We start from the raw sequence: 22,159 nt of genomic DNA on the forward strand, positions 1-22,159 counted from the left end.
GCGAGAGGGGCTGTCACCGTGGCAACACGGTGGCAGCCCCTCGGCGAACACCACCCCGGCCGAAAGCTCGGCCGCCGTTGTTCCCTAACCTCCTGCTATGAACGCCGCCGTGCATATCCCGGAGTACTTCGAGGACTGCGACCTGGTCGAGGGCGAGGATCTCGTGCGAGAACCCGCCTTCTGGCTCGCCCATGTCCTGTTGACGATGGGTGACCCGGGTGAAGTGGAGCGCTACGGGGTGGACGCGTCGGCTTACGAAGCGATGGTGGATCGCCTCGCCGACCCCGGGCAGCCCTGGCCCGTCCTTCGGGTCTGCTTCACCGGTGGGCATACGGCCTACGTCGTGTACGCCAACTTCGAGGACGAGAACAACGTCGACTTCTTCGTCCGTCACCCCGCATGGGGGCGACTCGGTCACCTCGGGCAGTGCGGTGCCGACGAGGCCGGCCCTGGCCTGTCCTGGGCCGAGCTCATCTCTCTCGCCGCGAGCGCGCAGGACGGCGAGGAAGGTCTGTCCGATCCATCCCAGCGCCTCCTCCTGCTCCTCCCGATGCTCGGCGATGCCGACATGCCCGGCGGAGCGCGTGACACCGTGGCGCGAGCGCTCGCGGGCTGTGGGATACGTCCGGATGCGGCCGGCGAGCTGGCCGCATCCCTGCTGGGGGAGCAGGACTCGACCGGCGGTCCCCGGTGGACCGTGACCGGCGACAGCCCGATCGCCGTGTGCTCGTCCCCCTACAGCCCTCGCCGGGTACCGCTCGGCCTCGGTATCTCCCCGGAGCAGGCCCAGGCTCTGGCCAACGCCCTCCACGGCTCAGTGCCCCCGACCGCATCCGGAGGCTTCACCGGCTGAGGCGCCGTGCTGGAAGAGACGGGGGCCAGCCGAGTCCGTCCGGCGTCCGGAGTTCGACGACAGGCTCAGACTTGGTACGCCGCCAGCTCCTGCGCCGCCCGCTCCAGGTCCTTCGCCGTGTCGATGGCCCGCCAGTACGCGCCCTGCGGCAGCGGGAAGCCCGCCAGGCGCCGCTCACGGGCGAGGCGGGGGAAGGTGGTGCGCTCGTGGTCGCCCCGGTCGGGCAGCGCGCTGGTGAAGGCGGGGGAGAAGACGTACACGCCGGCGTTGATGAGGTACGGCGAGGGCGGCGCCTCGACGAAGTCGGTGACGTTCCCGAAGGTGTCGGTCTCGACGGCGCCCCAGGGGATGCGGGGCCGGGCCAGCGCCAGGGTCGCGAGGGCGTCCCGCTCGGCGTGGAAGGCGGCCATCTCGCGCAGCGAGAAGCGCGTCCAGATGTCGCCGTTCGTGGCGTACCAGGGCTGCTCGGGCCGCGGCAGGCGCGCGGCCGCGTACTTCAGGCCGCCGCCCCGGCCCAGCGGCTCGCGCTCGACGACGGTGGTGACGCGCAGCGGCAGATCGGACGTGTCCAGCCAGCGCTGGAGGACGTCCGCGAGGTGGCCGCAGGAGACGACGGCGTCCGTGACACCCTCAGCGGCGAGCCAGGAAAGCTGATGGCCGATGATCGGGGTCCCGGTTCCCGGGATCTCGACCATCGGCTTGGGGCGGTCGTCGGTGTACGGGCGCAGACGCGAGCCCTGGCCGCCCGCCAGGATCACGGCCTGCGTCGGAGAGGTGTGCATACCTCGACAGGGTGGCTCAGCTCTCGTTCGCGACACCGGAGGCGTACGACGTGTCGCACACGGGGCGGGAGTACGACTGGGCGCGCACCGGCCCGTAGTGCAGGACGGCGGCGCGGCCGAGCGCGCGGGCGATCGACATGCAGTGCTTGGCGAGCGACGGACGCTCCTCCACCTCGCGCTGCAGGCTCGTCAGCGCGACACCCGGGTTCTCCTCCTGAAGCTGTGCGAGGAGGCGGTCGCGGAGAATATCCTGCGGGGCACGGGACTTGGCCCGTACGGAGACGTTCTCCGACGACGCGGTGAGCAACTGCGAGTCGGAGCGGCTGCCTGCCCACGGGACACTGGTGACCGCGAGAGTTCCGGAGAGCACCAGGACGACGGGCAGGACGAGGGCGAGAGTGCGGCCGATTCGGCGTGCTGTGTGGGTCACGGACGTGAGCGTAGCGGCCAGTGATGATTTGGAGACATTTAGTCACCCCCACGGGGGATGGTTCGACGCGCCTTTTCGAATCGGGTGTTGACGAACAGGGTCCGAATTGCCCCGTGTGCCGGGGTATTTGTCGACATCCGGGCGGAACTGCACCAACGGCCCCGCACCGAAGTGCGGGGCCGTCGAGGTGCTGTGCGGCGTCAGCCGCTCAGGCGCTCGCCCGTGGACGTCGAGAAGACGTGGATCTCCTCCGGACGCGGCACGACGTGCAGCACGGAGCCCTTCTCCGGGATGGAGCGGCCGCCGACGCGGACCACCAAATCCTTGTCGTCCTCGCCGCCGACGCGGGCGGAGCCGTACACGTACCCGTCGGCGCCGAGCTCCTCGACGACGTTGACGGAGACCGCCACGCCCTGGTCGCTCTCGGCGCCCGCGACGTCGAAGTGCTCCGGGCGGACACCGACCGTCACGGTCTTGTCGCCCTTGCCGGACGCGGCGGCCAGCGCCTCGCGCGACACCGGGACGACGCTGTTGCCGAACTTCACACCGCCGTCGGTGATCGGCACCTCGACCAGGTTCATGGCGGGGGAGCCGATGAACCCGGCCACGAAGAGGTTCGCCGGCCGGTCGTACATGTTGCGCGGCGTGTCGACCTGCTGGAGCAGCCCGTCCTTGAGCACGGCGACGCGATCGCCCATCGTCAGTGCCTCGACCTGGTCGTGCGTGACGTACACCGTGGTGATGCCGAGACGACGCTGCAGGCTCGCGATCTGCGTACGCGTGGAGACGCGGAGCTTGGCGTCGAGGTTCGACAGCGGCTCGTCCATGAGGAACACCTGCGGCTCCCGCACGATGGCACGCCCCATCGCGACACGCTGCCGCTGACCACCGGAGAGCGCCTTCGGCTTGCGGTCCAGGTACTCGGTCAGGTCGAGGATCTTCGCCGCCTCCTCGACCTTCTTGCGGATCAGCGCCTTGTTCACACCGGCGATCTTGAGCGCGAAGCCCATGTTGTCGGCGACGGTCATGTGCGGGTACAGCGCGTAGTTCTGGAACACCATGGCGATGTCCCGGTCCTTCGGCGGCAGGTGCGTGACATCGCGGTCCCCGATGCGGATCGCGCCGCCGTTGACGTCCTCCAGGCCGGCGAGCATGCGCAGCGAGGTGGACTTGCCGCAACCGGACGGGCCGACGAGGACGAGGAACTCGCCGTCGGCGATCTCGATCTCCAGCTGGTCGACGGCGGGCTTGGTGCCCCCGGGGTAGATCCGGGTCGCTTTGTCGAACGTGACAGAAGCCATGGTGATGTGATCCCTTCACCGGCAGGAACGTGCCGGACGATCCGAGTGGAAGGAAGTGATGGGTCTAGTCCACGTGGGTGAACTTCGGGTGACGGTACCTGGCGGGGTGGCTTCTGTCAGTAGGTGGAAGGGGCCCAATTTCCTCAGCGGCGGCCGGTGGCGTCCGGTTACACTCGTGCGCAGTGCCTCCTTAGCTCAGCTGGCCAGAGCACCGCTCTTGTAAAGCGGGGGTCGTCGGTTCGAACCCGACAGGGGGCTCGTAGCGAAGGGTCGGCGCAGGGGCATGTTCCCCGGCGCCGGCCCTTCTGTCTGATCTCACGACTGCGGATGTCAGTGCCCCGGCGTACCTTCTCGCCATGGCGAACAGACCTACTGAGAACTGGCGTGCCTGAATGGCAGGGCGTGGCCCGCGATGTCGAGGCCGGGCGGGTGGAGCTCGACTGTGCCGGTGCGGTGGAGATGTACCCCGAGTCCTTGCTGAGGGCGACGGACGCGGCCTTGGCATCGAGGAGGGGCATCGACCGTAGCGGGATCACGGACGCCTGGCGTGGCTGGTGACCGTACTCGGGTGGACGGGCGTCGGTACGACGGCTGGCCAATGGGCTGCACGGGCAAGGCCCCGGACCGATGAGTCCGGGGCCTTTCACGTGCCTTCGCGAGGTGTGCGGTTGCCGTCAGTGGCGGCCCGAGAGGCGGTCCGCGAGGGTGGCGAGGCGGGGGGTGGTGGGGGTGTTGCTCGTGGCCTCTTGGTGGTCGGCGGTGCGGTAGGCGGCGTAGAGGGTGTGGACGCCGAGCCAGCGCAGGGGTTCCGGTTCCCAGGGGCGGACCTTGTGGTTGACCCAGGGGAGGGTGGTGAGGTCCGTGGGGCCGGACTGGCCGGAGTCCTGTTGGATCAGGTCGCGCAGGGTGCGGGCGGCGAGGTTGGCGGTGGCGACGCCCGAGCCGACGTAGCCGCCGGCCCAGCCGAGGCCGGTGGTGCGGTCGAGGGTGACGGTGGCGCACCAGTCGCGGGGGACGCCGAGGACGCCGGACCAGGCGTGGGCGATGCGGGTGCCGGCGAGGGAGGGGAAGAAGCGGATCAGGATGTCGCGCAGGGCGTCGATGGTGGCGGGCTGGGTGCGGCCGTCGTTGTCGGTGCGGGAGCCGTAGCGGTACGGGATGCCGCGGCCGCCGAGGGCGATGCGGTCGTCGGCGGTGCGCTGGGCGTACATGTAGGCGTGGGCCATGTCGCCGAGGGTTTCGCGGTTGTGCCAGCCGAGTTCGTCCCAGACCTCCGGGGGCAGGGGGTCGGTGGCGATCATGGAGGAGTTCATGGGGAGCCAGGTGCGCTTGTGGCCCTTGATGTTCGCGGTGAAGCCTTCGGTGCAGCGCAGGATGTAGGGGGCGCGGACCGTGCCGTACGGGGTGACGGCGTGCTTGGGGCGGATCTCCGTGACGGGGGTCGATTCGTGGATCGTGACGCCGAGGGCTTCGACGGTGGCGGCCAGGCCCTTGACCAGTTTCACGGGGTGGATGCGGGCGCCGTGCGGGGTCCAGCTGGAGCCGACCGCGCCGGTGACGCGGATGCGGGCGGCGGTGTCGCGGGCGCCGTAGAGCTCGCGGTCGGTTTCGCCGAAGGCGACTTCGACGGAGTGGAAGTCCTTCAGGCGGGCCAGTTGGGCGGGGGTGTGAGCGACTTCGAGGACGCCGCCCAGGTGGATGTCGGCGTCGATGCCTTCGTCGCCGGCGACCTTGACGACCTCCGCGACGGTGTCGTTCATCGCCCTCTGGAGGCGGACGGCGGCCTCGTGGCCGTGGCGCTTGGCGTAGCGGGCGCGGCCGGCGATGCCGTTGTAGAGCCAGCCGCCGTTGCGGCCGGAGGCGCCGTAGCCGCAGAACTTGGCTTCCAGGACGGTGATGTTGAGGAAGGGGACGGCCTTCTTGAGGTAGTAGGCGGTCCACAGGCCGGTGTAGCCACCGCCGACGATGCAGACGTCGGCCGTGGTGTCGCCGGGGAGCGGTTCCCGGGGGGCGGGGGTGCCCTCCTGTGCGTACCAGAACGATATGCCGCCGTTGACGGTGTCCATGTGGTTCCTTGGGTGCTGCTGTCGGGTGGGTGTGGACGTTACTGGATGGGGGCGTGTCGCGGTGATCGAGGTGCCGGTCGGATTGGCGCGGTCGCAGGAGGAGTTCAACGGCGCGGAGGGGCGGGCGTTCGTGGCTGCGCTGCCGGGGCTGGTGGAGCGGTTCCTGGGGGAGTGGGGGCTGCGGAAGGTGGGGCCGGTGATGCACGGGCTGGTCGCGCTGGTGGTGCCGGTGGTGACGGCGGACGGGGCGCGGGCCGCGCTGAAGTTGCAGTTGCCCGACGAGGAGAACGCGGGCGAGGGCGCCGCGCTGCGGGCGTGGGACGGCGACGGGGCCGTACGGCTGGTGGCGGAGGACGCCGGCGTGGGCGCGCTGCTGTTGGAGTGGCTGCCGCACGGCCGGTCCCTGTCGGCGGTGGAGGACGCGCGGGAGGCGACGGCGGTGCTGGCGGGGGTGCTGGCGCGGCTGGTGGCGGCGCCGGCGCCGGCCGGGCTGCGGCGCCTGGGCGACATGGCGGCGGACATGCTGGACGGCGTACCGGAGGCGCTGGGCCGGCTGGTGCGGGCGGAGGACCGGCGGCTGCTGCGGGACTGCGCGGCGGCGGTGCGGGAGGTGGCGGGTGAGCCGGGGGACCGGTTGCTCCACTGGGACCTGCACTTCGACAACGTGCTGGCGGCGGAGCGGGAGCCGTGGCTGGCGATCGATCCGAAGCCGCTGGCCGGTGATCCGGGGTTCGAGCTGTTGCCGGCGCTGTGCAACCGGTTCGAGCCGGGTGAGGTGCGGTGGCGGTTCGACCTGATGACGGAGGTGCTGGGGCTCGACCGGGAGCGGGCGCTGGCGTGGACGCTGGGGCGGGTGCTGGAGGACTCCCTGTGGGAGGTGGAGGACGGGGAGACGGTCCTGGTGGGGGAGCGGGCGGCGGTGGGCCGGATACTGCTCTCATGATTCGTACAGCTGTTGTCGACGACGTCCCTGTCATTCACGCGATGGTCCGCGAGCTCGCCGAGTACGAGAAGGCTCTGGACGAGGCGCGGGCGAGCGAGGAGCAGCTGCGGGAGGCGCTGTTCGGCGAGCGCCCGGCGGCGTACGCGCACATCGCCGAGTCGGAGGAGGGCGAGGTCGTCGGCTTCGCGCTGTGGTTCCTCAACTTCTCGACGTGGCGCGGGGTGCACGGGATCTACTTGGAGGACTTGTACGTACGGCCGGAGGCGCGTGGCGGTGGGCATGGGAAGGCGCTGCTGACGGAACTGGCGCGGATCTGTGTGGAGCGGGGGTACGAGCGGCTGGAGTGGTCGGTGCTGGACTGGAACACCCCGTCGATCGACTTCTACCGGTCGCTGGGGGCGCGGCCGCAGGACGAGTGGACGGTGTACCGGCTGACGGATGAGGCGCTGGTGCGGCTGGGGGCGTAGCGGCCTGGATTCCGCACCTCCGGAGGCCGAACGACCCTTCCGAGTGGCGCTACACCTTCCTGGTGCTGTTCTCGATGGGCATCACCAAGGGCAAGTGGGGCACGCTGCTCGACGCGCTCACCGACTTCAAGCACCTCTTCGACAAGGACGTCCCTCTCGCGGACGCGCTCCCCGGTCTCGTACGCCGCACCCCGAGAGGTACGGAGCGGGTGCCGCTGGCCGAGGTGGCCGAGGGGATAAGGAGCCCGTTACGGGATGAGGACGACCTTGCCCGTGGTGGCCCTGGTCTCCAGGGCGCGGTGGGCGGCGGCCGCCTCGGCGAGCGGGAAGCGCTGGACGGCCGGGCGCAGGCGGCCGGCGGCGGCTTCGGCGAGGGAGGCGAGCTCCAGGGTACGGACGTCGCCGCCCGCCTTCTGGATCATGGCGGGGCCGAGGACGTTGAGGGAGACGATGCCGCGCTCGGCGAGCTCCTCGTCGGTGTACGTGAGCGGCTCGCCGTCGTGGATGCCCCGGCCCGCCCAGCCGTAGACGACGTGCCGGCCGCCCTTGCCCAGGAGGTCGACGGCGGCGCGGGCGGTGTCGCCGCCGACGGCGTCGAAGACGACGGTCGCGTGCCGGGTGCCGCCGAGGTGGGCGCGGACGAGGTCCGGCCAGTCGGGGAGCGTGTAGTCGACGGCGAGGTCGGCGCCGTTCGCCTCGACGCGGGCGGTCTTGGCGGGGCCGCCGGCGAGGCCGACGACGGTGGCGCCGGCGTGCTTGGCGTACTGGACGAGGAGCGTGCCGATGCCGCCGGCCGCGGCCGTGACGAGGACGACGTCGTCGGGGCCGAGTTCGGTGAACTGGAGGATGCCCAGGGTGGTGCGGCCGGTGCCGATCATGGCGACGGCTTCGGCCTCGTCGAGGCCCGGCGGTATCGCGTGGAGCCGGGTGGCGTCGACGACGGCGAGTTCGGCGTAGCCGCCGGGCGCGAGGCCCAGGTGGGCGACGACGCGCCGGCCGAGCCAGGCGGGGTCGGTGCCCTCGCCGAGCGCGTCGACGGTTCCGGCGACCTCGCGGCCGGGGATGGTGGGCAGCTCGGCGGGGGCGGGGAAGGGGCCCTTCATGCCCTCGCGGAGCGCGGTGTCGAGGAGGTGCACGCCGGCCGCGGCGACGGCGATCCGGACCTGGCCGGGGGCGGGGCGGGGGTCGGGCGTCTGCTCGTAGGCGAGGTTCTCGGCGGGGCCGAAGGCGTGGAGGCGGATGGCGTGCACGGGCTCTCTCCTCTGGTGCGGTGACGGAGCCCAGCCTCTGACCTCAAGTGCGCTTGAGGTCAAGCGTCCTGATCAACCGACTCGGGGGAAGCGCGCCTGGAGCGTCCAGATCGCCGGGTTGTCCGCCAGTCCCTCGTGCATGTCCGTCAGGTCCGCGATGAGGTCGTGCAGGAAGTCGCGGGCCTCGCGGCGCAGCACGGTGTGGCCGAAGGTCAGCGGGGGCTCGTCGGCCGGCATCCAGTCCGCCTCGACGTCGACCCAGCCGAAGCGGCGCTCGAAGAGCATGCGGTCGGAGGACTCGGTGAAGTCGAGCTCGGCGTACTGCGGCTTCGCCGACCGGCTGCCGAGCGGGTCGCGGTCGAGCCGCTCGACGATGTCGCACAGCGCCCACGCGAAGTCGAGCACCGGCACCCATCCCCAGGCTGTGGACACCTCGCGGTCGGTCTCGGTGTCGGCGAGGTACACGTCGCCGCAGAAGAGGTCGTGCCGCAGGGCGTGGACGTCCGCGTGGCGGTAGTCGGTCTGCGGGGGGTCGGGGAAGCGGCGGGAGAGGGAGTAGCCGATGTCGAGCACGTGGTCGATGGTGTCACGACCTCGGAGGCGGGCCGGCACCCACGGGGCCCGGCCGTACCCACGGTGCCGCCCGCGTCCACGGGGCGCCTCCGTCATGGCAGCAGGCGCTGCTCCTTCGCCACCGCCACCGCGCCCGCCCGCGTGTCCACGCCGAGTTTCGCGTAGATGCGGCCCAGGTGCGTCTTGACCGTCGCCTCGCTGATGAAGAGGGCCCGGGCGATCTCGCGGTTGCCGAGGCCGCGGGCCAGCTGGCCGAGGATGTCGAGCTCGCGGTGGGTGAGGGCGGGGGCGCGGTGCTGCGGGACGGCGCGGCTCAGGGCGCGGCGGCCCTCCGCCGCCGCGTGGATCGCGGCGAACAGCTCCTCCGGGCGCTCCGCCTTCAGCAGGTAGCCCGTGGCGCCCGCGTCGACGGCGCGTGTGACGTCGGCGTCGGTGTCGTACGTCGTGAGGACCAGCACCCGCACCTCGGGCGAGGCGATGCGGCGCGTGGCCTCCACGCCGTCGATGCCCGGGCCGAGCTGGAGGTCCATCAGGACGACGTCCGGCGCCAGTTTGGCGGCCATGGCGACCGCCTCCTCGCCGCTGCCCGCCTCGCCGACGACCTCGATGCCGGGCGCGCTGGCGAGCAGGGCGCGCAGCCCGGCGCGTACGACGGCGTGGTCGTCGCAGAGCAGGATCCGTACCGTCATGACCGTTCCAGGGGGATCGAGACCGACAGGACCGTGCCCTCGTCGGGCGCGGATTCGATGGTGAGGGTGCCGCCGAGCTGTTCGGCGCGCGCCCGGATCGCGGGCAGGCCGTGGCCCCGGCCGCCGCGCGGCGCGGTGTGGCGGGCGGGGTCGAAGCCGCGGCCGTCGTCCGCGATGTCGAGGACGACCTGGTCGTCCAGGTAGGTGAGGGTCAGCGCGGCGGAGGTCGCGCCCGCGTGTTCGCGGACGTTGGCGAGCGCGCCCTGCGCGATGCGCAGCAGCGCGGAGCGCACCCGGTCGGGCAGGGCGGTGACCGGTGCGCCGTCGACGCGGAAGGCGACCGCGAAGCCCACCGCCGAGTCGCCGGCCGACTCGCGGGCGGCGAGGGCGGCGAGCGCGTCCTCCAGGGCCACGCCCCCCGCGAGGTCGGCGGGCGCCAGGTCGTGGACGAAGCGGCGCGCCTCGGCGAGGTCGCGCTCCGCGATCGCCGCGGCCGTACGCACATGGCGGCGCGCGGTGGCCGGATCGCCGTCCCAGGTGCGGTCGGCGGCCTGGAGCAGCATGCGCAGGCTGGACAGGCCCTGCGCGAGGGTGTCGTGGATCTCCATCGACAGCCGCTGCCGCTCCGCGAGGGTGCCCTCGCGCCGCTCGGTCGCCGCCAGCCGGTCCGCCTGTCGCCGCGTGTGCAGGAACACGGCGGTGGCGATCGCCGCGACGGCGGGCGGCGCGACCAGCACGTTCGGGTCCAGGGCGCCGTCCGACAGCCGCAGCTGGGCGGCGACCACAAATGCCGTGAGCAGGACGACGAGCGCGAGCGCGGCACGCGGCGGCAGCGTGCGCAGGCCGGTGTAGAAGAGCGGCACCGCACACCACGCGAAGCTCGGCGCCAGCACCACCAGCACCACCCACACGGCGACGACGGTGCCCAGCCACGCCAGCCGGCGCGGGCTCGGCAGGACGTACAGCACCGCGAGCGCCGCCGACAGCCCCACCACCCACGGGCCGAGCTCCGCCCACGGGTGGCGCAGCAGGAACCGCACCAGCGAGGCGCCGAGCAGCGCGAAGAACGCGGCGTGCATCACCCGTGCCAGCCTGCGGGCGTCGGGGTCCTGCTCCACGGCGCGCTCCTTTCCCGTCCTTACGTCACCGTCGTACGCCGCCATCCTCGCCCGCGCGCGACGGCGCGGCATCAACCGATCGGCTGACCCCGGACCCCTGCCGGCGGCCCCAGGATCGAAAGCACAAGCCCTCGGTACGAAGGAGTCCCCCGTGAAGAAGATGTCGCTGCGCGCCCGTGTCCTGACCGGCGCCGTCGCCGCCGCCGCGCTGTCCGCCGGTACCTTCGGCGCGATCTCGGCGAACGCCGCCGCCCCGGCCGCCCCGGCCGCCGCGCCCGCTCAGACGGTCGACGCCTCCGACCACCACCTCCGCACCACCCGGCACCTCACCATCGACGCCGCCACCAAGGCCGCGCAGGCCGCCCTCAAGGCCGCCGAGAAGGACAACCAGCGCGTCACGGTCGCCGTCGTGGACCGCAACGGCACCACCCTCGTCACCCTGCGCGGCGACGGCGCGGGCCCGCAGTCGTACGACTCCGCCGTCCGCAAGGCGTTCACCGCCGTCTCCTGGAACGCCCCGACCTCCGAGCTCGTCAAGCGCCTCCAGACCGCGCCGAACCTCAAGGACATCCCCGGCACCCTCTTCCTCGGCGGCGGCGCCCCGGTGGCCGCCGACGGCGCGCCGATCGCGGGCATCGGTGTGGCGGGCGCGCCGAGCGGCGACCTCGACGAGAAGTACGCCCAGGCGGGCGTCGCCTCGCTGGGCAAGTAACCCCGGTGCGTCCGTAGGATCGGTGCGTGGATCACCGATCTTCACGGACGCGGACCCGGACGCGGACCCGGACGGGGACGCGTGTGCGTACCGCCGCCGCTCTGCTGCTGGCCGGCAGCCTCGCCACGGGCTGCGCCGGCAGTGGCGGCGGCTCCGCCGTGTCTGGCAAGCCCGGCGCCGCCGGTCTGCGTGATCCGTACTTCCCCCGCCTCGGCAACGGCGGCTACGACGTCCGGCACTACGCCCTCACCCTCGACTGCGACCCCGCCACCGGCCGCCTCACCGGCACCGCCGACATCACCGCCCGCGCCACCCAGGCCCTCAGCGCCTTCAACCTCGACCTGGCCGGGCTGACGGTGCGGTCCGCCACCGTCGACGGCGAGCGCGCCACCGTGCGCCGCTCCGGTGAGGAGCTGACCGTGCGGCCCGCGAGCGCCGTCGGCGACGACGCCACCTTCCGTACCGTGATCCGCTACTCCGGCGTCCCGCGCACCTTCACCGACGAGGACGCCGAGGAGGGCTGGCTGAAGTCCTCCGACGGGGCGCTGGCGCTGGGCCAGCCGACCGGGTCCATGACGTGGTTCCCCGGCAATCACCATCCCAGCGACAAGGCCACGTACGCGGTCACCGTCACCGTCCCCGAGGGCTACGAGGCGCTGTCGAACGGCGAGTTGAAGGAGCGGCGCACGCGCGGCGGGCGCGTGACGTACGCGTGGCGTTCGGCCGAGCCGATGGCGAGTTACCTCGCGACGGTCGCCGTCGGCCGGTACGAGACCCGGGTCACGCGCACACCGTCCGGGCTGCCCGTCCACACCGCCACCAAGGGCTCCGAGGCGGACCCGGCGCTGCTCGCCCGCATCCCCGAGCTGCTGGAGTGGGGGGCGGAGAACTTCGGCCCGTACCCCTTCTCCTCCATCGGCGCGATCGTCGACCCGACCGTCGACGTGGGGTACGCGCTGGAGACGCAGACCCGGCCGTTCTTCGCGGCGGACACCTTCACGGTGGGGTTCCTCGTCCACGAGCTGGCCCACCAGTGGTACGGGAACTCCGTCTCGCCGGAGTCGTGGCGTGACATGTGGCTCAACGAGAGCTTCGCGACGTACGCCGAATGGCTGTACGCGGAGGACTTCGAGGACACGCCCGCGCAGAGGAACTTCGAGGAGGCCTTCGCCGACTCGGCGAACTGGGCCTTCCCGCCCGCCGAGCCGCCGTCGGCGGAGCGGATCTCCGACCCGCCCGTCTACGGCCGGGGCGCGATGGTCCTGCACAAGATCCGCCAGGCCGTCGGCGACGACACCTTCTTCGGGATCCTGCGCGGCTGGCCGGCGACGTACCGGCACGGCAACGCGTCGACGCAGGACTTCACGCGGTACGTGGAGGAGGAGTCCGGCAAGGACCTGGGCGCGGTGTGGGACACCTGGCTGTACGGCGACGAACGCCCGGCCCGGCCGTAAAGCCCCGGCCGTGAAGCCGCGGCCGTGACCAAGGGCCCCGGCCCCTACAGGGCCTTCCGCATGACGATGGAGTCGCGGCCGAGCCGCAGGTCCTTGCGGCGGTCGGTCTCCTCGTACCCGAGCGCCGTCCAGAACGCGACCGCGTTGGGGTTGTTCTCCAGGACCGCCAGTTTGACGCCCTGGCGGCCCGCCTCCCGGAACCGCTTCTCGACGATCTCGGCGAGTTCGCGGCCGAAGCCGACGCGGTGGTCGCGGGCGTGGACCATGAGCAGCCCGATCCAGGGGTCCGGGTCGTCGGGGTCGGCGGGGTGGTGCGACCGCGTCACCGAGACGCCGATGACGTGCCCCGCCGAGCGGGCGATCAGCACCTCGGCGTCCGGGTGCGCGAGCTCCTCGGCGAGCGAGGCGGCGACCTGCTCAGGCCGGATGTCGTCGGGGTCCGGGAAGTCCCCGCTGAGCTGCTGGAACTCCCGGTTCGACGCGTACAGCTCGGTCAGCTCGGTGAGGAGCGGGCCGGGCAGGGAGCCGTCCTCGCGGACGTCCAGGGGTTCGACGATCATGCAGTCACAGTAGGGGTCCGTCACCTCAATTCGCCGTTGCCCCACCGCACTTGAGGGCACATTCGGGTGATAAGACGCGGCAGTCGGTCGGACACGCCACAGGGCCCCTGCGCGGCTTCGCCGCCGGGGCCCTGTGGTCTGTGGTGCGTGGGGCGCGTCGGACGGGTCAGATGTTGACGCCGAAGTCGCGGGCGATGCCCTCCAGGCCCGAGGCGTACCCCTGGCCGACCGCGCGGAACTTCCACTCGGTGCCGTTGCGGTACAGCTCGCCGAAGACCATGGCGGTCTCGGTGGCGGCGTCTTCGCTCAGGTCGTAGCGGGCGATCTCGGCGCCGCCGGCCTGGTTGACGATGCGGATGTAGGCGTTGCGCACCTGGCCGAAGTTCTGCGAGCGGTTGACCGCGTCGTAGATGGAGACCGGGAAGACGATCTTGTCGACGGTGGCGGGGAGGCCCGCGAGGTTGACGTTGATCTGCTCGTCGTCGCCGCCGCCCTCGCCGGTGCGGTTGTCACCGGTGTGGACGATGGTCTGGTCCGGCGTCGACTTGTTGTTGAAGAAGACGAAGTGGCCGTCGGAGACGACCTTGCCGGAGGCGTCGACGCCGATGGCGGAGGCGTCGAGGTCGAAGTCGGTGCCGGTGGTCGTGCGGACGTCCCAGCCGAGGCCCACAGTGACGGCGGTCAGGCCCGGCGCCTCCTTGGTCAGCGAGACATTGCCGCCCTTGGACAGGCTTACAGCCATGGAGTCCCCTTCGTAGTTCATTGACTGGCGTCACTGCACATAACGCGGTGCGCAGCCCCAGGGTTCCATGACCCATGGTCGGAAAACGGGGTGACGTGACCGCGTCGGGACCGGGAACATGGAGGGCATGTCCGGTCCCTATGTCATCCGCGGCTCGGTCTCCCTGCCGGAGTCCGAGCTCATGTGGCGTTTCTCCAGGTCGTCCGGGCCGGGCGGACAGCATGTGAACACCAGCGACTCGCAGGTGGAGCTGCGCTTCGACCTGGCGCGTACGGAGGCGCTGCCGCCGGTCTGGAAGGAGCGGGCGCTCCAGCGGCTCGGCGGGCGCCTGGTGGACGGCGTGATCAGTGTCCGCGCGTCGGAGCACCGCTCGCAGTGGCGCAACCGCGAGACGGCGGCGGTGCGGCTGGCGTCCCTGCTGGCGGAGGCGACGGCTCCGCCGCCGAAGCCGCGCCGCGCGACGAAGATTCCCCGCGGGATCAACGAGCGCCGCCTGCGGGAGAAGAAGCACCGCGCCGAGACGAAGCGCGGCCGCTCGCCCCGCGACTGGTCGTAGGTCCCTCAGCGGTTTCAGCTCAGGTGGCGGTACTTCCCGCGGAAGTACAGCAGGGGCTCACCCTGCGGGCTCGGGAAGTCGGCGCTTAGGACGCGGCCGATCACCAGGGTGTGGTCGCCGGCCACCACGCGCTGTTCCGTGCGGCACTCCAGGGTGGCCAGGGCCCCGCCCACCAGGGGCGCGCCGCTCGCCTCGCCGCGTGTGTACGGGATGTCCGCGAACAGCAGCCGGTCGCTGATGCGGCCCTTCATCGCGAAGCGCCCCGCGATGTGCCGCTGGCTCTCCGCGAGCACCGAGACGCCCCACAGCGGCTGCTCGTCCAGCAGGTCGTCCATGCGGGAGCCGTTGCGCAGGCTGACCATCACCAGCGGCGGGTCCAGCGACACCGACATGAAGGCCGTCGCCGTCATGCCGACGTCCTCGACCAGCGGCGGCTCGACGGCCGTCACCAGCACCACACCCGCGGCCAGCCGCGACATGGCGGCACGGAACTCGTCGTTGCTCACCCCCTCAGGATGAGGGACGGCAGGGGCTGAGGGCTGGGTCGTCGGGAACACACCCGGAACGCTAACCTTGCCCGCCAACCGGCCGCATCGGCCCAAGGGACCAGGTCGGTCCTAGGACCCTTGACCGGAAGGTGCCGGGAGTTACCGGAAGCAAAGGAACGCCGCGCCGCAGTGCCTCCCACGCGTCCCGACCCCACCGCTTGTGACTTGAGTCACAGAGCCGGGGAATTGTTGACCCTGTGTACCGGGTGCGCAGCTCGCTGTGATTCAGTGGCCGATGACAGTGCAACACGAGCGCCGATGAGAACCCTGGAGTTGCTGTCGAGGTCTCGGGGAGAGCGAGCAATGGAGACCGAGTCGGAGCCGTACGTCCGTCTTGCGACCCTGCGGCAGCTGCATCAGGTCGTCGCCAACCTCAACACGGCCCGCAGTCTGGCCGACACGCTGCAAACCGTCGCCGACGGCGTCATCCAAGGCCTCGGCTACGAACTGGCCTGCGTCAATCTCGTACGCCCCGACGGTGACCTGGTCGTCGCCGCCTTCGCCGGCAGCGCCGCCGCCGAGGCCCTGATCACCGGCCGGGTTGGCTCGCGCGCCTCCTGGGAGCGCCGCCTGTCCATGGGCGAGGCCTGGGGGGATCTGCGGTTCATCCCGCACACCGAGGGCTGGGTCCTGATAGAGGACGACGTCCCCCAGTGGCACACCGAGGGCCCCGAGCCCCGCTTCGAGGACGAGTGGCACCCCCGCGACCGGCTGTACGCCCCGATGTACGCCTCCGGCAGCGGCCGTGAGCTCCTCGGTGTCATCTCCGTCGACCGGCCCCGCAACGGCCGCCGCCCCGGCCCCTGGGGGCAGGAAGCGCTCCAGATGTACGCCTCGCAGGCCGCGATTGCGATCAGCAACGCCCGGCTGAGAGCAAACATGCAGCGGGCGCTGGTGCGCCTGGAGCGCGAGCAGCAGGCCCTGCGGGCCAGTGAAGAGTCGTTCCGCCAGGCCTTCGAGTACGCGCCCTCCGGCATGGCCATCGCCGAGATGGGCGGCGACCAGCACGGCCGGCTGCTGCGCGCCAACGACGCGCTGTGCCGGCTGCTGAACCGCCCCGCCTCCGTCATGCGGCGCTACTCCTTCGCCGACCTCGTCCACCCCGAGGACATCGGCACCCTGCTGCGCACCTCCGCCGAGGGTGGCCGCGCCGAGCTGCGCCTCGGCCGCCGCGACGGCACGTACGTGTGGGTGTCCCTGCGCAACTCGGTGGTCGCCGACACCGCCGACGGGCCGCGCTTCCTGCTCACCCACGTCGAGGACATCGAGGAGCGCAAGCGCCATGAGCTCCAGCTCGCCCACCGCGCCTCGCACGACGCGCTGACCGGCCTGCCCAACAGCGCCGAGCTCCGTGCCCGCCTCAGCTCCCGGCTGTGCGCGCGCCCGCAGGCGGTCCGGTCGGCGGCGTCGACGCCGGACGCGTACGCCCCCGAGGGCGGCGCGTACGAATTCGAGTACGAGCACCCGCACCAGCCCCAGCAGAACCACGGCCCCGGCCCCGGACCCGGTCACGGCCACGGATTCGACTTCGGCCCCGACGCGGCCGGGGCGTACGACCACCACGTCCACACCGTCGCTCCGCCGGCCGACAACGAAGTCGACGACGGCACGAAGGGGCTCGCGGTCCTCTTCTGCGACCTCGACGGCTTCAAGTCGATCAACGACCGGTTCGGTCACCACACCGGTGACGCCGTCCTCGTCGAGGTGGCCCGCCGCCTCACCGCCGGCGTCCGCGACGGCGACACCGTGGCCCGGCTCGGCGGCGACGAGTTCGTCGTCCTCGCCGACGGCCTCGGCGCGGCCGACGCCGCCGACCTCGCCGTCCGGCTGCGGAACGCGATCATCCCGCCCATCCGGGTCGACGGCCGCGCGGTCCGGGTGGGGGCGAGTTTCGGCATCGGCTGGGCCGAGTGCGGAATGTCCGTCGAAGAGGTCCTGAACTCCGCTGACCAGCGCATGTACATAGAGAAGCGTTCCCGCTCCAAGATTCACCGACGGGCCGGCTAGCCCGTTCGGGGTAGGCTCGCCCGGGTCGGTGACCGCTGGCGAGCAGGGATGAGGAGTGACCAGGGATGGCTGCCGGTAACAACGGCAACGGCGCGGGCACGCCCGAGGACGACGATCCGTTCGGCTACCTGTACGCGGACGGGCAGGCAGCGGGCGCTCAGGCCCCGCGCCAGGGCGGCTACGGCTATCCCGGTCCCGCGGCGGGTGCGCAGCCCGGCGTGCCGAGAACGTCGTACAACCAGGTCCGCGCGGTCGGCGAGCGCCAGTACGGCGGTGGCCATGGCCATGGCCAAGGCCACGGCCAGGTCCCGCCGCAGCGACCGACCCCGCAGTACGCCGCGCCCGAGACGTACGGCGCGCCGCACCAGGCGATGCCCCCGCAGTCCCCGCAGCGCGGCGGCCGCGGCGGCGGACCCAACACCAAGGGCCTGCTGATCGGCGCGATCGCGGTCGTGCTGGTCGTGGTGATCGGCATCACGGTCGCGGTCCTGAGCAACACCGGCGACAAGGACAAGGGCGGCCAGGCCAACCCCTCGGCCCCCGCCTCCCAGGTCCAGGAGTCCCCGAGCTCCCAGCCGTCCAAGGGCGGCGAGGGCGACAAGCCGAAGGAGCTGCCGAAGCAGGACGCGGCGACGCTCCAGCTGGGCGGCCCGGCCCGGCTCGGTACGGACGTCAAGGGCGCCAAGGGCATCAACGGCGCGTACGTGATGTTCAACGGCGTCGGCGGCTCCGCCAGCTGGACGGTGGACGTTCCGGAGGACGGCGAGTACACCCTGTTCCTGACGTACTCCGTGCCGGGCAAGGACGCGGACGCCTCGCTCTCGGTCAACGGCGAGGCGCCCCGTGAGATCCGGATGAAGAACTTCGCCCACGCGCCGGAGGGCGACTGGGAGAAGGGCTGGACCTACACCTACTCCTACGCCACGCTCAAGAAGGGCGTGAACACCATGAAGATGTCCTGCGAGCAGGGCGACCAGTGCGAGGCGTACCTCGACCAGGTCTGGCTGAAGCAGGGCCAGGTCAAGGGCTGACCGCCGCCAGATACCGCACCACCGTCCCCGTCATCGCCTCGCGAGCGGGGACGAGGTATTTCCGGGGGTCGACGGCCCGGGCGTCGGCGTCCAGGAAGGCGCGCACCGCGCCCGTGAAGGCCGTGTTCAGGGCCGTACCGATGTTGATCTTCGTCATGCCGGCGGCGACCGCCGCGCGGAGCTCGGCGTCCGGGACGCCCGAGGAGCCGTGGAGCACCAGCGGGACCGGGACGCTGTCGCGCAGGGCGGCGATCAGGGTGTGGTCGAGGGTCGCCGTGCGCTCGGTCATGGCGTGGGTGGAGCCGACCGCGACGGCCAGGGCGTCGACGCCGGTGTCGGCGACGTAGGCGGCGGCCTCGGCCGGGTCCGTACGGACGCCCGGGGCGTGGGCGTCCAGCGGCGGTTCGCCGTCCTTCCCGCCCACGCGGCCGAGTTCCGCCTCGACCCACATGCCGCGCTCGTGGCCCCAGCGCACCGCCTCCGCCGTGGCCTTGACGTTGTCGCCGTACGCCAGCTTCGACGCGTCGAACATGACCGAGCCGAAGCCCTCGGCGTACGCGGCGTGCAGCAGCTCGCGGGAGACCACGTGGTCGAGGTGGAGCCCGAGCGGGGCGGTGGAGGCGCGGGCGACGGCGGACGCGGCGGCGGCGATGGCGGAGAGGTCGCCGCCGTGGAACCGCACGGCGTTCTCGGAGATCTGGAGGACGGCGGGCACCCCCGCCCGCTCGGCCCCGGCCGCGATGGCCTCCGCGTGCTCCAGCGTGATGACGTTGAACGCGGCGATCGCGCGCCGCGCGGTCCTGGCCTGGGCGATCAGCTCGCCGGTGGGGACGAGGGGCATCTCGGGGACCTTTCGTCTATGCGGCTGCGACCAGCTCCGTCACCGTCACCCGGTCCAGGAGCTCCTGGTACGTCCGGGGGTCGTACTCGCCGGCCGCCGGGGCCCGCACGGTCGCCGTCGCCAGCGCCACCGCGCGGCGCAGGCGCTCCGGCCAGGCCTCCCCCTCCACCAGCGCCGACAGAAGGCCGGCGACCGCCGAGTCGCCCGCGCCCGTCGGGTTGCCCTTCACCGGCGCGGGCGCCGCCGCCCGCCAGGTGCCGTCGGGGGTCACCGCGAGCAGCCCGTCCGGGCCGAGGGAGGCGGCCACGGCGTGGGCGCCCCGGCGGCGGGCGTCGCGGGTGGCGGGCAGCGGCTCGCGGGCGCCGGTGAGGTGGGCGAGCTCGTCGGCGTTGGGCTTGACGATGTCGGGGCGGGCGGCGATGCCCCGGCGCAGCGGCTCGCCGCTGGTGTCGAGCAGCACGGGCACGCCCGCGGCGCGGGCGCGGCGGATCAGCTCCGCGTACGCGCCGACGCGCACACCGGGCGGCAGGCTGCCGCACAGCGCGACGGCGCGGGCCTCGCCGACGAGGGCGTCGTACGAGGAGAGGAACGCCGACCACTCGGCGGGGGAGACGACCGGGCCCGGTTCGTTGAGCTGCGTGGTGTCGCCGGTGGAGGCGTCGACGACGGCGACCGTGCGGCGCGTGGCGCCCGCGATCGGTATGAGCGCGTCGCGCACGCCGGGCAGCGGGGCGAGCAGGCCGCGGACGACCTCGCCGGTGGCGCCGCCGGCGAAGCCGGTGACCACCGTCTCGTGGCCGAGCGCGGCGAGCACGCGGGCGACGTTGAGGCCCTTGCCGCCGGGGCGTTCGGCGACGTCGGTGACGCGGTGGGACGACCTCGGCACCAGGGCGCCGACCGTGTAGGTGAGGTCGAGGGCGGTGTTGAGCGTGACCGTCAGGATCACGTGGCGCACACCCCCAGCCCGGTCGTTTCGGCGTCTTACGGGCCCTGATCATGCCAAACGCGGGGCGGTTGGCCCAGACCCCGGCCGGCCGCCCCGCGCCAACGCGGGCCGAATTCAGCCCAGCTGCGGCGCAATCACCCATTCGCCCTTGCGCATCACGCCCTTGAGCGTGAAGTCGGCGTCGAGGACGACCAGGTCGGCGTCCTTGCCCGGCTCCAGTGAGCCGACCTTGTCGTACACGCCGAGCAGCTTCGCCGGGTTGGCGGAGATGGCCTGAACGATCGCCTCGACGGGCAGCTTGTCGACCGTCGCGGCCCGTCTGAACGCGGTGTCGAGCGTCAGCGTGGAGCCCGCGATCGAGCCGCCCTCCACCAGGCGGGCCACGCCCTCGCGCACCTCGACCTCCAGCGGCCCGAGGTGGTAGACGCCGTCGCCGAAGCCCGCCGCGTCCATCGCGTCGGTGATGAACGCGACCCGGCCGGCGCCCGCGTGATGGAACGCCAGCTCCAGAGCCGCCGGGTGCAGGTGTGTGCCGTCGTTGATGAGCTCGACGGTGACCCGCTCGTCCTCCAGGAGCGCGGCGATGGGGCCGGGGGCGCGGTGGCCGAGCGGGGGCATGGCGTTGAAGAGGTGCGTGGCGACGGTGGCGCCCGCCTCGATGGCCTCGACGGTCTGCTCGTACGTGGCGTCCGTGTGGCCGATGGCGGCGATCACGCCGTGCTCGGCGAGCAGGCGTACGGAGTCGATGCCGCCGGGTAGTTCGGTGGCGAGGGTGACCATCTTGGCGTGGCCGCGCCCCGCGTCGACGAGCTTGCGCACCTCCGCCGGGTCCGGGTCGCGCAGCAGGCCCTCGCTGTGGGCGCCCTTGCGGCAGGGGGAGATGAAGGGGCCCTCGAAGTGGATGCCGGCGATGTCACCCTGCTCGGCGAGTTCGGACAGCTCGCCGGCGCGGTGCGCGAGGAAGTCCATGTCACCGGTGACGGTGGAGGCGACGACGGTGGTGGTGCCGTGCAGGCGGTGCGTGTGGACGCCCTTGAGGACCTCCTCGACGGTGCCGGAGGTGAAGGAGGCCCCGCCGCCGCCGTGGTTGTGCAGGTCGACGAAGCCCGGGACGACCCAGTGCCCGGCGAGGTCGGCCGACGGGACACCGTCGGGGGCGGATGCCGGGTCGGCGATCCGGCCGTTCTCGACGATCACCCGCCCGCTGTCGACGATCCCGGTCGGCAGCACCACGCGGGCGCCGGCGAGAACAGTGCGATCGGCCATCAGGCGGATACCTCCGAGTCAGGGGCAGGGTCCTTGGAGAGCAGATCCCAGGCGAGGAGGCCCGCGCCCAGGCATCCGGCGGTGTCCCCGAGGGCCGCCGGCACGATGGCGGGCAGCTTCTGGAACGTGACCCGCTCCTCGACGGCCGCCCGAAGGGGTGTGAACAACGTTTCCCCGGCCTCGGCGAGACCGCCACCGATGATGAGCGTGCGGGGGTCCAGCAGGGTGAGCACCGTGACCAGCCCGTCGGCGAGCGCGTCGATCGCCTCGCGCCACACGCGTACGGCCCGCTCGTCGCCCGAGGCGACGGCCTTGGCGCAGTCCGCCGCGTCGGCGGCCGGATCGCCGCAGGCCGCCGCCCAGGCCCGGCTCACGGCGGCGGCCGAGGCGAGGGTCTCCAGGCAGCCGCGCTGGCCGCAGCCGCACGCGGGGCCGCCGGGGCGGACGACGATGTGGCCGAGCTCGCCGGCGTGCCCGTGGGCGCCGGCCTCGATGGTGCCGCCGATGCCGATGGCGCCCGCGATGCCGGTGCCCAGCGGTACGAAGAGGAACCGGTCGGTTCCGTGTCCCGCCCCGACGCGGCCCTCGGCGAGCCCGCCGGTGCGTACGTCGTGGTCGAGCGCGACCGGCAGGCCGCCGAGCCGCTCCGCCAGCAGGGCGCGGAGCGGGACGTCGCGCCAGCCCAGGTTGGCGGCGTAGACGGCGATGCCGCGGTCGCGGTCGACGATGCCGGGCACGGCGACACCGGCGGCGAGGGCGCCGGTGCCGTACCGCTCGCGGCCGTGGGCGTGCAGGTCGGCGGCGAAGCCGAGGATGGACTCCACGACGGCGTCGGGGCCGCGGTCCCGGCCGGTAGCGCGGCGCTCCTCGTACAGCAGCTCCCCGTCGGCTCCGACCAGGGCGGCCTTCATCCCGGTGCCGCCCACATCGAGGGCGATGACGTGTCGTCTCACGGAGACAGTGTGGCTCGTGAACCCGTGAAAGGTCTAGTCCACTTCCGAGGATTGTTGTCACCGCATACAAA

Annotated in this window: 23 protein-coding genes and 1 tRNA gene; 9 read left to right on the forward strand and 15 right to left on the reverse strand. The window is 72.5% G+C overall.

The annotated features are described in order from the left end of the window. The first annotated feature begins 97 nt into the window (after positions 1–97). Entirely contained in the window at positions 98–853 is a 756-nt protein-coding gene (locus tag ACIRNI_RS06770; protein WP_403548968.1) for a hypothetical protein, read from the forward strand. A 65-nt stretch (positions 854–918) separates the two neighbouring features. Here the strand turns inward: ACIRNI_RS06770 and ACIRNI_RS06775 are convergent, their stop codons facing one another. The 3 genes from ACIRNI_RS06775 to ACIRNI_RS06785 all read right to left on the reverse strand — a co-directional run bounded on the left by ACIRNI_RS06775 (position 919) and on the right by ACIRNI_RS06785 (position 3,366). Beyond that, complete coding sequence (locus ACIRNI_RS06775) at positions 919–1,635, reverse strand: NDP-sugar synthase (protein WP_403548969.1); 717 nt, start codon at positions 1,633–1,635, stop codon at positions 919–921. A 16-nt stretch (positions 1,636–1,651) separates the two neighbouring features. Continuing rightward, positions 1,652–2,065 (reverse strand): hypothetical protein, encoded by a 414-nt coding sequence (locus ACIRNI_RS06780; RefSeq protein ID WP_355355635.1) that lies wholly within the window; start codon positions 2,063–2,065, stop codon positions 1,652–1,654. A 200-nt stretch (positions 2,066–2,265) separates the two neighbouring features. Beyond that, positions 2,266–3,366: an ABC transporter ATP-binding protein gene (locus tag ACIRNI_RS06785; protein ID WP_403548971.1), complete on the reverse strand. Its 1,101-nt coding sequence runs from the start codon at positions 3,364–3,366 to the stop codon at positions 2,266–2,268. A 184-nt stretch (positions 3,367–3,550) separates the two neighbouring features. Here ACIRNI_RS06785 and ACIRNI_RS06790 point away from each other — a divergent pair. After that, positions 3,551–3,624 (forward strand) — tRNA-Thr (locus tag ACIRNI_RS06790). Between the two features lie 416 nt (positions 3,625–4,040). Here the strand turns inward: ACIRNI_RS06790 and ACIRNI_RS06795 are convergent. Next, complete coding sequence (locus tag ACIRNI_RS06795) at positions 4,041–5,432, reverse strand: NAD(P)/FAD-dependent oxidoreductase (RefSeq protein ID WP_403548972.1); 1,392 nt, start codon at positions 5,430–5,432, stop codon at positions 4,041–4,043. A gap of 61 nt (positions 5,433–5,493) precedes the next feature. Here ACIRNI_RS06795 and ACIRNI_RS06800 point away from each other — a divergent pair, with 61 nt between their 5' ends. Both ACIRNI_RS06800 and ACIRNI_RS06805 read left to right on the forward strand, forming a co-directional pair. Then, on the forward strand, positions 5,494–6,375 hold the full coding sequence (locus tag ACIRNI_RS06800; RefSeq protein ID WP_403548973.1) for an aminoglycoside phosphotransferase family protein: 882 nt from the start codon (positions 5,494–5,496) through the stop codon (positions 6,373–6,375). Further along, complete coding sequence (locus tag ACIRNI_RS06805; protein WP_403548974.1) at positions 6,372–6,842, forward strand: GNAT family N-acetyltransferase; 471 nt, start codon at positions 6,372–6,374, stop codon at positions 6,840–6,842. Before ACIRNI_RS06800 ends, ACIRNI_RS06805 begins: the two co-directional genes overlap by 4 nt. A gap of 248 nt (positions 6,843–7,090) precedes the next feature. Here the strand turns inward: ACIRNI_RS06805 and ACIRNI_RS06810 are convergent, their stop codons facing one another. From ACIRNI_RS06810 to ACIRNI_RS06825, 4 genes are all read right to left on the reverse strand, one after another. Then, positions 7,091–8,092 carry a zinc-binding dehydrogenase gene (locus tag ACIRNI_RS06810; RefSeq protein WP_403548975.1) on the reverse strand — a complete coding sequence of 334 codons (1,002 nt, stop codon included), beginning with the start codon at positions 8,090–8,092 and terminating at the stop codon, positions 7,091–7,093. Between the two features lie 72 nt (positions 8,093–8,164). Continuing rightward, positions 8,165–8,665: a hypothetical protein gene (locus tag ACIRNI_RS06815; RefSeq protein ID WP_403548976.1), complete on the reverse strand. Its 501-nt coding sequence runs from the start codon at positions 8,663–8,665 to the stop codon at positions 8,165–8,167. Positions 8,666–8,757: 92 nt separating this feature from the next. Then, positions 8,758–9,354, reverse strand: coding sequence for a response regulator (locus ACIRNI_RS06820; RefSeq protein WP_403548977.1), 597 nt, complete (start codon positions 9,352–9,354; stop codon positions 8,758–8,760). Next, positions 9,351–10,517, reverse strand: a complete 1,167-nt coding sequence (locus tag ACIRNI_RS06825; protein ID WP_403549852.1) for a sensor histidine kinase — start codon at positions 10,515–10,517, stop codon at positions 9,351–9,353. The genes ACIRNI_RS06820 and ACIRNI_RS06825 overlap by 4 nt, the downstream gene beginning before the upstream one ends. Before the next feature lie 106 nt (positions 10,518–10,623). Here ACIRNI_RS06825 and ACIRNI_RS06830 point away from each other — a divergent pair, with 106 nt between their 5' ends. Continuing rightward, a complete protein-coding gene (locus tag ACIRNI_RS06830; RefSeq protein ID WP_403548979.1) occupies positions 10,624–11,184 on the forward strand; it encodes a heme-binding protein in 561 nt (186 codons plus the stop codon). Positions 11,185–11,267: 83 nt separating this feature from the next. After that, complete coding sequence (locus tag ACIRNI_RS06835; RefSeq protein ID WP_403548981.1) at positions 11,268–12,638, forward strand: M1 family metallopeptidase; 1,371 nt, start codon at positions 11,268–11,270, stop codon at positions 12,636–12,638. 44 nt (positions 12,639–12,682) lie between these two features. Here the strand turns inward: ACIRNI_RS06835 and ACIRNI_RS06840 are convergent, their stop codons facing one another. Both ACIRNI_RS06840 and ACIRNI_RS06845 read right to left on the reverse strand, forming a co-directional pair. Further along, positions 12,683–13,198, reverse strand: coding sequence for a GNAT family N-acetyltransferase (locus ACIRNI_RS06840; protein WP_403548983.1), 516 nt, complete (start codon positions 13,196–13,198; stop codon positions 12,683–12,685). A gap of 166 nt (positions 13,199–13,364) precedes the next feature. Next, on the reverse strand, positions 13,365–13,940 hold the full coding sequence (locus ACIRNI_RS06845) for a TerD family protein (protein ID WP_355355609.1): 576 nt from the start codon (positions 13,938–13,940) through the stop codon (positions 13,365–13,367). Between the two features lie 118 nt (positions 13,941–14,058). Here ACIRNI_RS06845 and arfB point away from each other — a divergent pair, with 118 nt between their 5' ends. Beyond that, positions 14,059–14,496: an alternative ribosome rescue aminoacyl-tRNA hydrolase ArfB gene (gene arfB / locus ACIRNI_RS06850; RefSeq protein WP_355355607.1), complete on the forward strand. Its 438-nt coding sequence runs from the start codon at positions 14,059–14,061 to the stop codon at positions 14,494–14,496. Between the two features lie 14 nt (positions 14,497–14,510). On the opposite strand, the gene ACIRNI_RS06855 is transcribed toward arfB, so the two are convergent. Further along, positions 14,511–15,053 (reverse strand): flavin reductase family protein, encoded by a 543-nt coding sequence (locus ACIRNI_RS06855; RefSeq protein ID WP_403548986.1) that lies wholly within the window; start codon positions 15,051–15,053, stop codon positions 14,511–14,513. A 294-nt stretch (positions 15,054–15,347) separates the two neighbouring features. Between ACIRNI_RS06855 and cdgB the strand changes: the two genes are divergently transcribed. Together cdgB and ACIRNI_RS06865 are read left to right on the forward strand one after the other, a co-directional pair. Further along, positions 15,348–17,051: a diguanylate cyclase CdgB gene (gene cdgB, locus ACIRNI_RS06860; RefSeq protein ID WP_403548988.1), complete on the forward strand. Its 1,704-nt coding sequence runs from the start codon at positions 15,348–15,350 to the stop codon at positions 17,049–17,051. A 65-nt stretch (positions 17,052–17,116) separates the two neighbouring features. Next, complete coding sequence (locus ACIRNI_RS06865) at positions 17,117–18,082, forward strand: carbohydrate-binding protein (RefSeq protein WP_403548990.1); 966 nt, start codon at positions 17,117–17,119, stop codon at positions 18,080–18,082. On the opposite strand, the gene ACIRNI_RS06870 is transcribed toward ACIRNI_RS06865, so the two are convergent. The 4 genes from ACIRNI_RS06870 to ACIRNI_RS06885 form a co-directional block, all read right to left on the reverse strand. Next, positions 18,072–18,923 carry a ketose-bisphosphate aldolase gene (locus ACIRNI_RS06870; protein WP_403548992.1) on the reverse strand — a complete coding sequence of 284 codons (852 nt, stop codon included), beginning with the start codon at positions 18,921–18,923 and terminating at the stop codon, positions 18,072–18,074. The genes ACIRNI_RS06865 and ACIRNI_RS06870 overlap by 11 nt on opposite strands. A 16-nt stretch (positions 18,924–18,939) precedes the next feature. Then, positions 18,940–19,869 carry a 1-phosphofructokinase family hexose kinase gene (locus ACIRNI_RS06875; protein ID WP_403548994.1) on the reverse strand — a complete coding sequence of 310 codons (930 nt, stop codon included), beginning with the start codon at positions 19,867–19,869 and terminating at the stop codon, positions 18,940–18,942. 114 nt (positions 19,870–19,983) lie between these two features. Next, entirely contained in the window at positions 19,984–21,135 is a 1,152-nt protein-coding gene (gene nagA / locus ACIRNI_RS06880) for an N-acetylglucosamine-6-phosphate deacetylase (RefSeq protein ID WP_403548996.1), read from the reverse strand. Next, complete coding sequence (locus ACIRNI_RS06885; RefSeq protein WP_403549853.1) at positions 21,135–22,046, reverse strand: ROK family protein; 912 nt, start codon at positions 22,044–22,046, stop codon at positions 21,135–21,137. Before ACIRNI_RS06885 ends, nagA begins: the two co-directional genes overlap by 1 nt. Positions 22,047–22,159 lie beyond the last annotated feature (113 nt).

It is taken from the genome of Streptomyces sp. NPDC093546 (assembly GCF_044765045.1).
Taxonomy (GTDB): Bacteria; Actinomycetota; Actinomycetes; order Streptomycetales; family Streptomycetaceae; genus Streptomyces.

Excerpts from the sequence above, each read along its gene's own strand:
- ACIRNI_RS06885 (WP_403549853.1), bottom strand. The coding sequence starts at position 22,046 with ATGAAGGCCGCCCTGGTCGGAGCCGACGGGGAGCTGCTGTACGAGGAG.
- ACIRNI_RS06870 (WP_403548992.1), bottom strand. The coding sequence starts at position 18,923 with ATGCCCCTCGTCCCCACCGGCGAGCTGATCGCCCAGGCCAGGACCGCG.
- ACIRNI_RS06845 (WP_355355609.1), bottom strand. The coding sequence starts at position 13,940 with ATGGCTGTAAGCCTGTCCAAGGGCGGCAATGTCTCGCTGACCAAGGAG.
- nagA (WP_403548996.1), bottom strand. The coding sequence starts at position 21,135 with ATGGCCGATCGCACTGTTCTCGCCGGCGCCCGCGTGGTGCTGCCGACC.
- ACIRNI_RS06825 (WP_403549852.1), bottom strand. The coding sequence starts at position 10,517 with ATGGCGGCGTACGACGGTGACGTAAGGACGGGAAAGGAGCGCGCCGTG.
- arfB (WP_355355607.1), top strand. The coding sequence starts at position 14,059 with ATGGAGGGCATGTCCGGTCCCTATGTCATCCGCGGCTCGGTCTCCCTG.
- ACIRNI_RS06795 (WP_403548972.1), bottom strand. The coding sequence starts at position 5,432 with ATGGACACCGTCAACGGCGGCATATCGTTCTGGTACGCACAGGAGGGC.
- ACIRNI_RS06785 (WP_403548971.1), bottom strand. The coding sequence starts at position 3,366 with ATGGCTTCTGTCACGTTCGACAAAGCGACCCGGATCTACCCCGGGGGC.
- ACIRNI_RS06775 (WP_403548969.1), bottom strand. The coding sequence starts at position 1,635 with ATGCACACCTCTCCGACGCAGGCCGTGATCCTGGCGGGCGGCCAGGGC.
- ACIRNI_RS06805 (WP_403548974.1), top strand. The coding sequence starts at position 6,372 with ATGATTCGTACAGCTGTTGTCGACGACGTCCCTGTCATTCACGCGATG.
- cdgB (WP_403548988.1), top strand. The coding sequence starts at position 15,348 with ATGGAGACCGAGTCGGAGCCGTACGTCCGTCTTGCGACCCTGCGGCAG.
- ACIRNI_RS06820 (WP_403548977.1), bottom strand. The coding sequence starts at position 9,354 with ATGACGGTACGGATCCTGCTCTGCGACGACCACGCCGTCGTACGCGCC.
- ACIRNI_RS06770 (WP_403548968.1), top strand. The coding sequence starts at position 98 with ATGAACGCCGCCGTGCATATCCCGGAGTACTTCGAGGACTGCGACCTG.
- ACIRNI_RS06865 (WP_403548990.1), top strand. The coding sequence starts at position 17,117 with ATGGCTGCCGGTAACAACGGCAACGGCGCGGGCACGCCCGAGGACGAC.
- ACIRNI_RS06840 (WP_403548983.1), bottom strand. The coding sequence starts at position 13,198 with ATGATCGTCGAACCCCTGGACGTCCGCGAGGACGGCTCCCTGCCCGGC.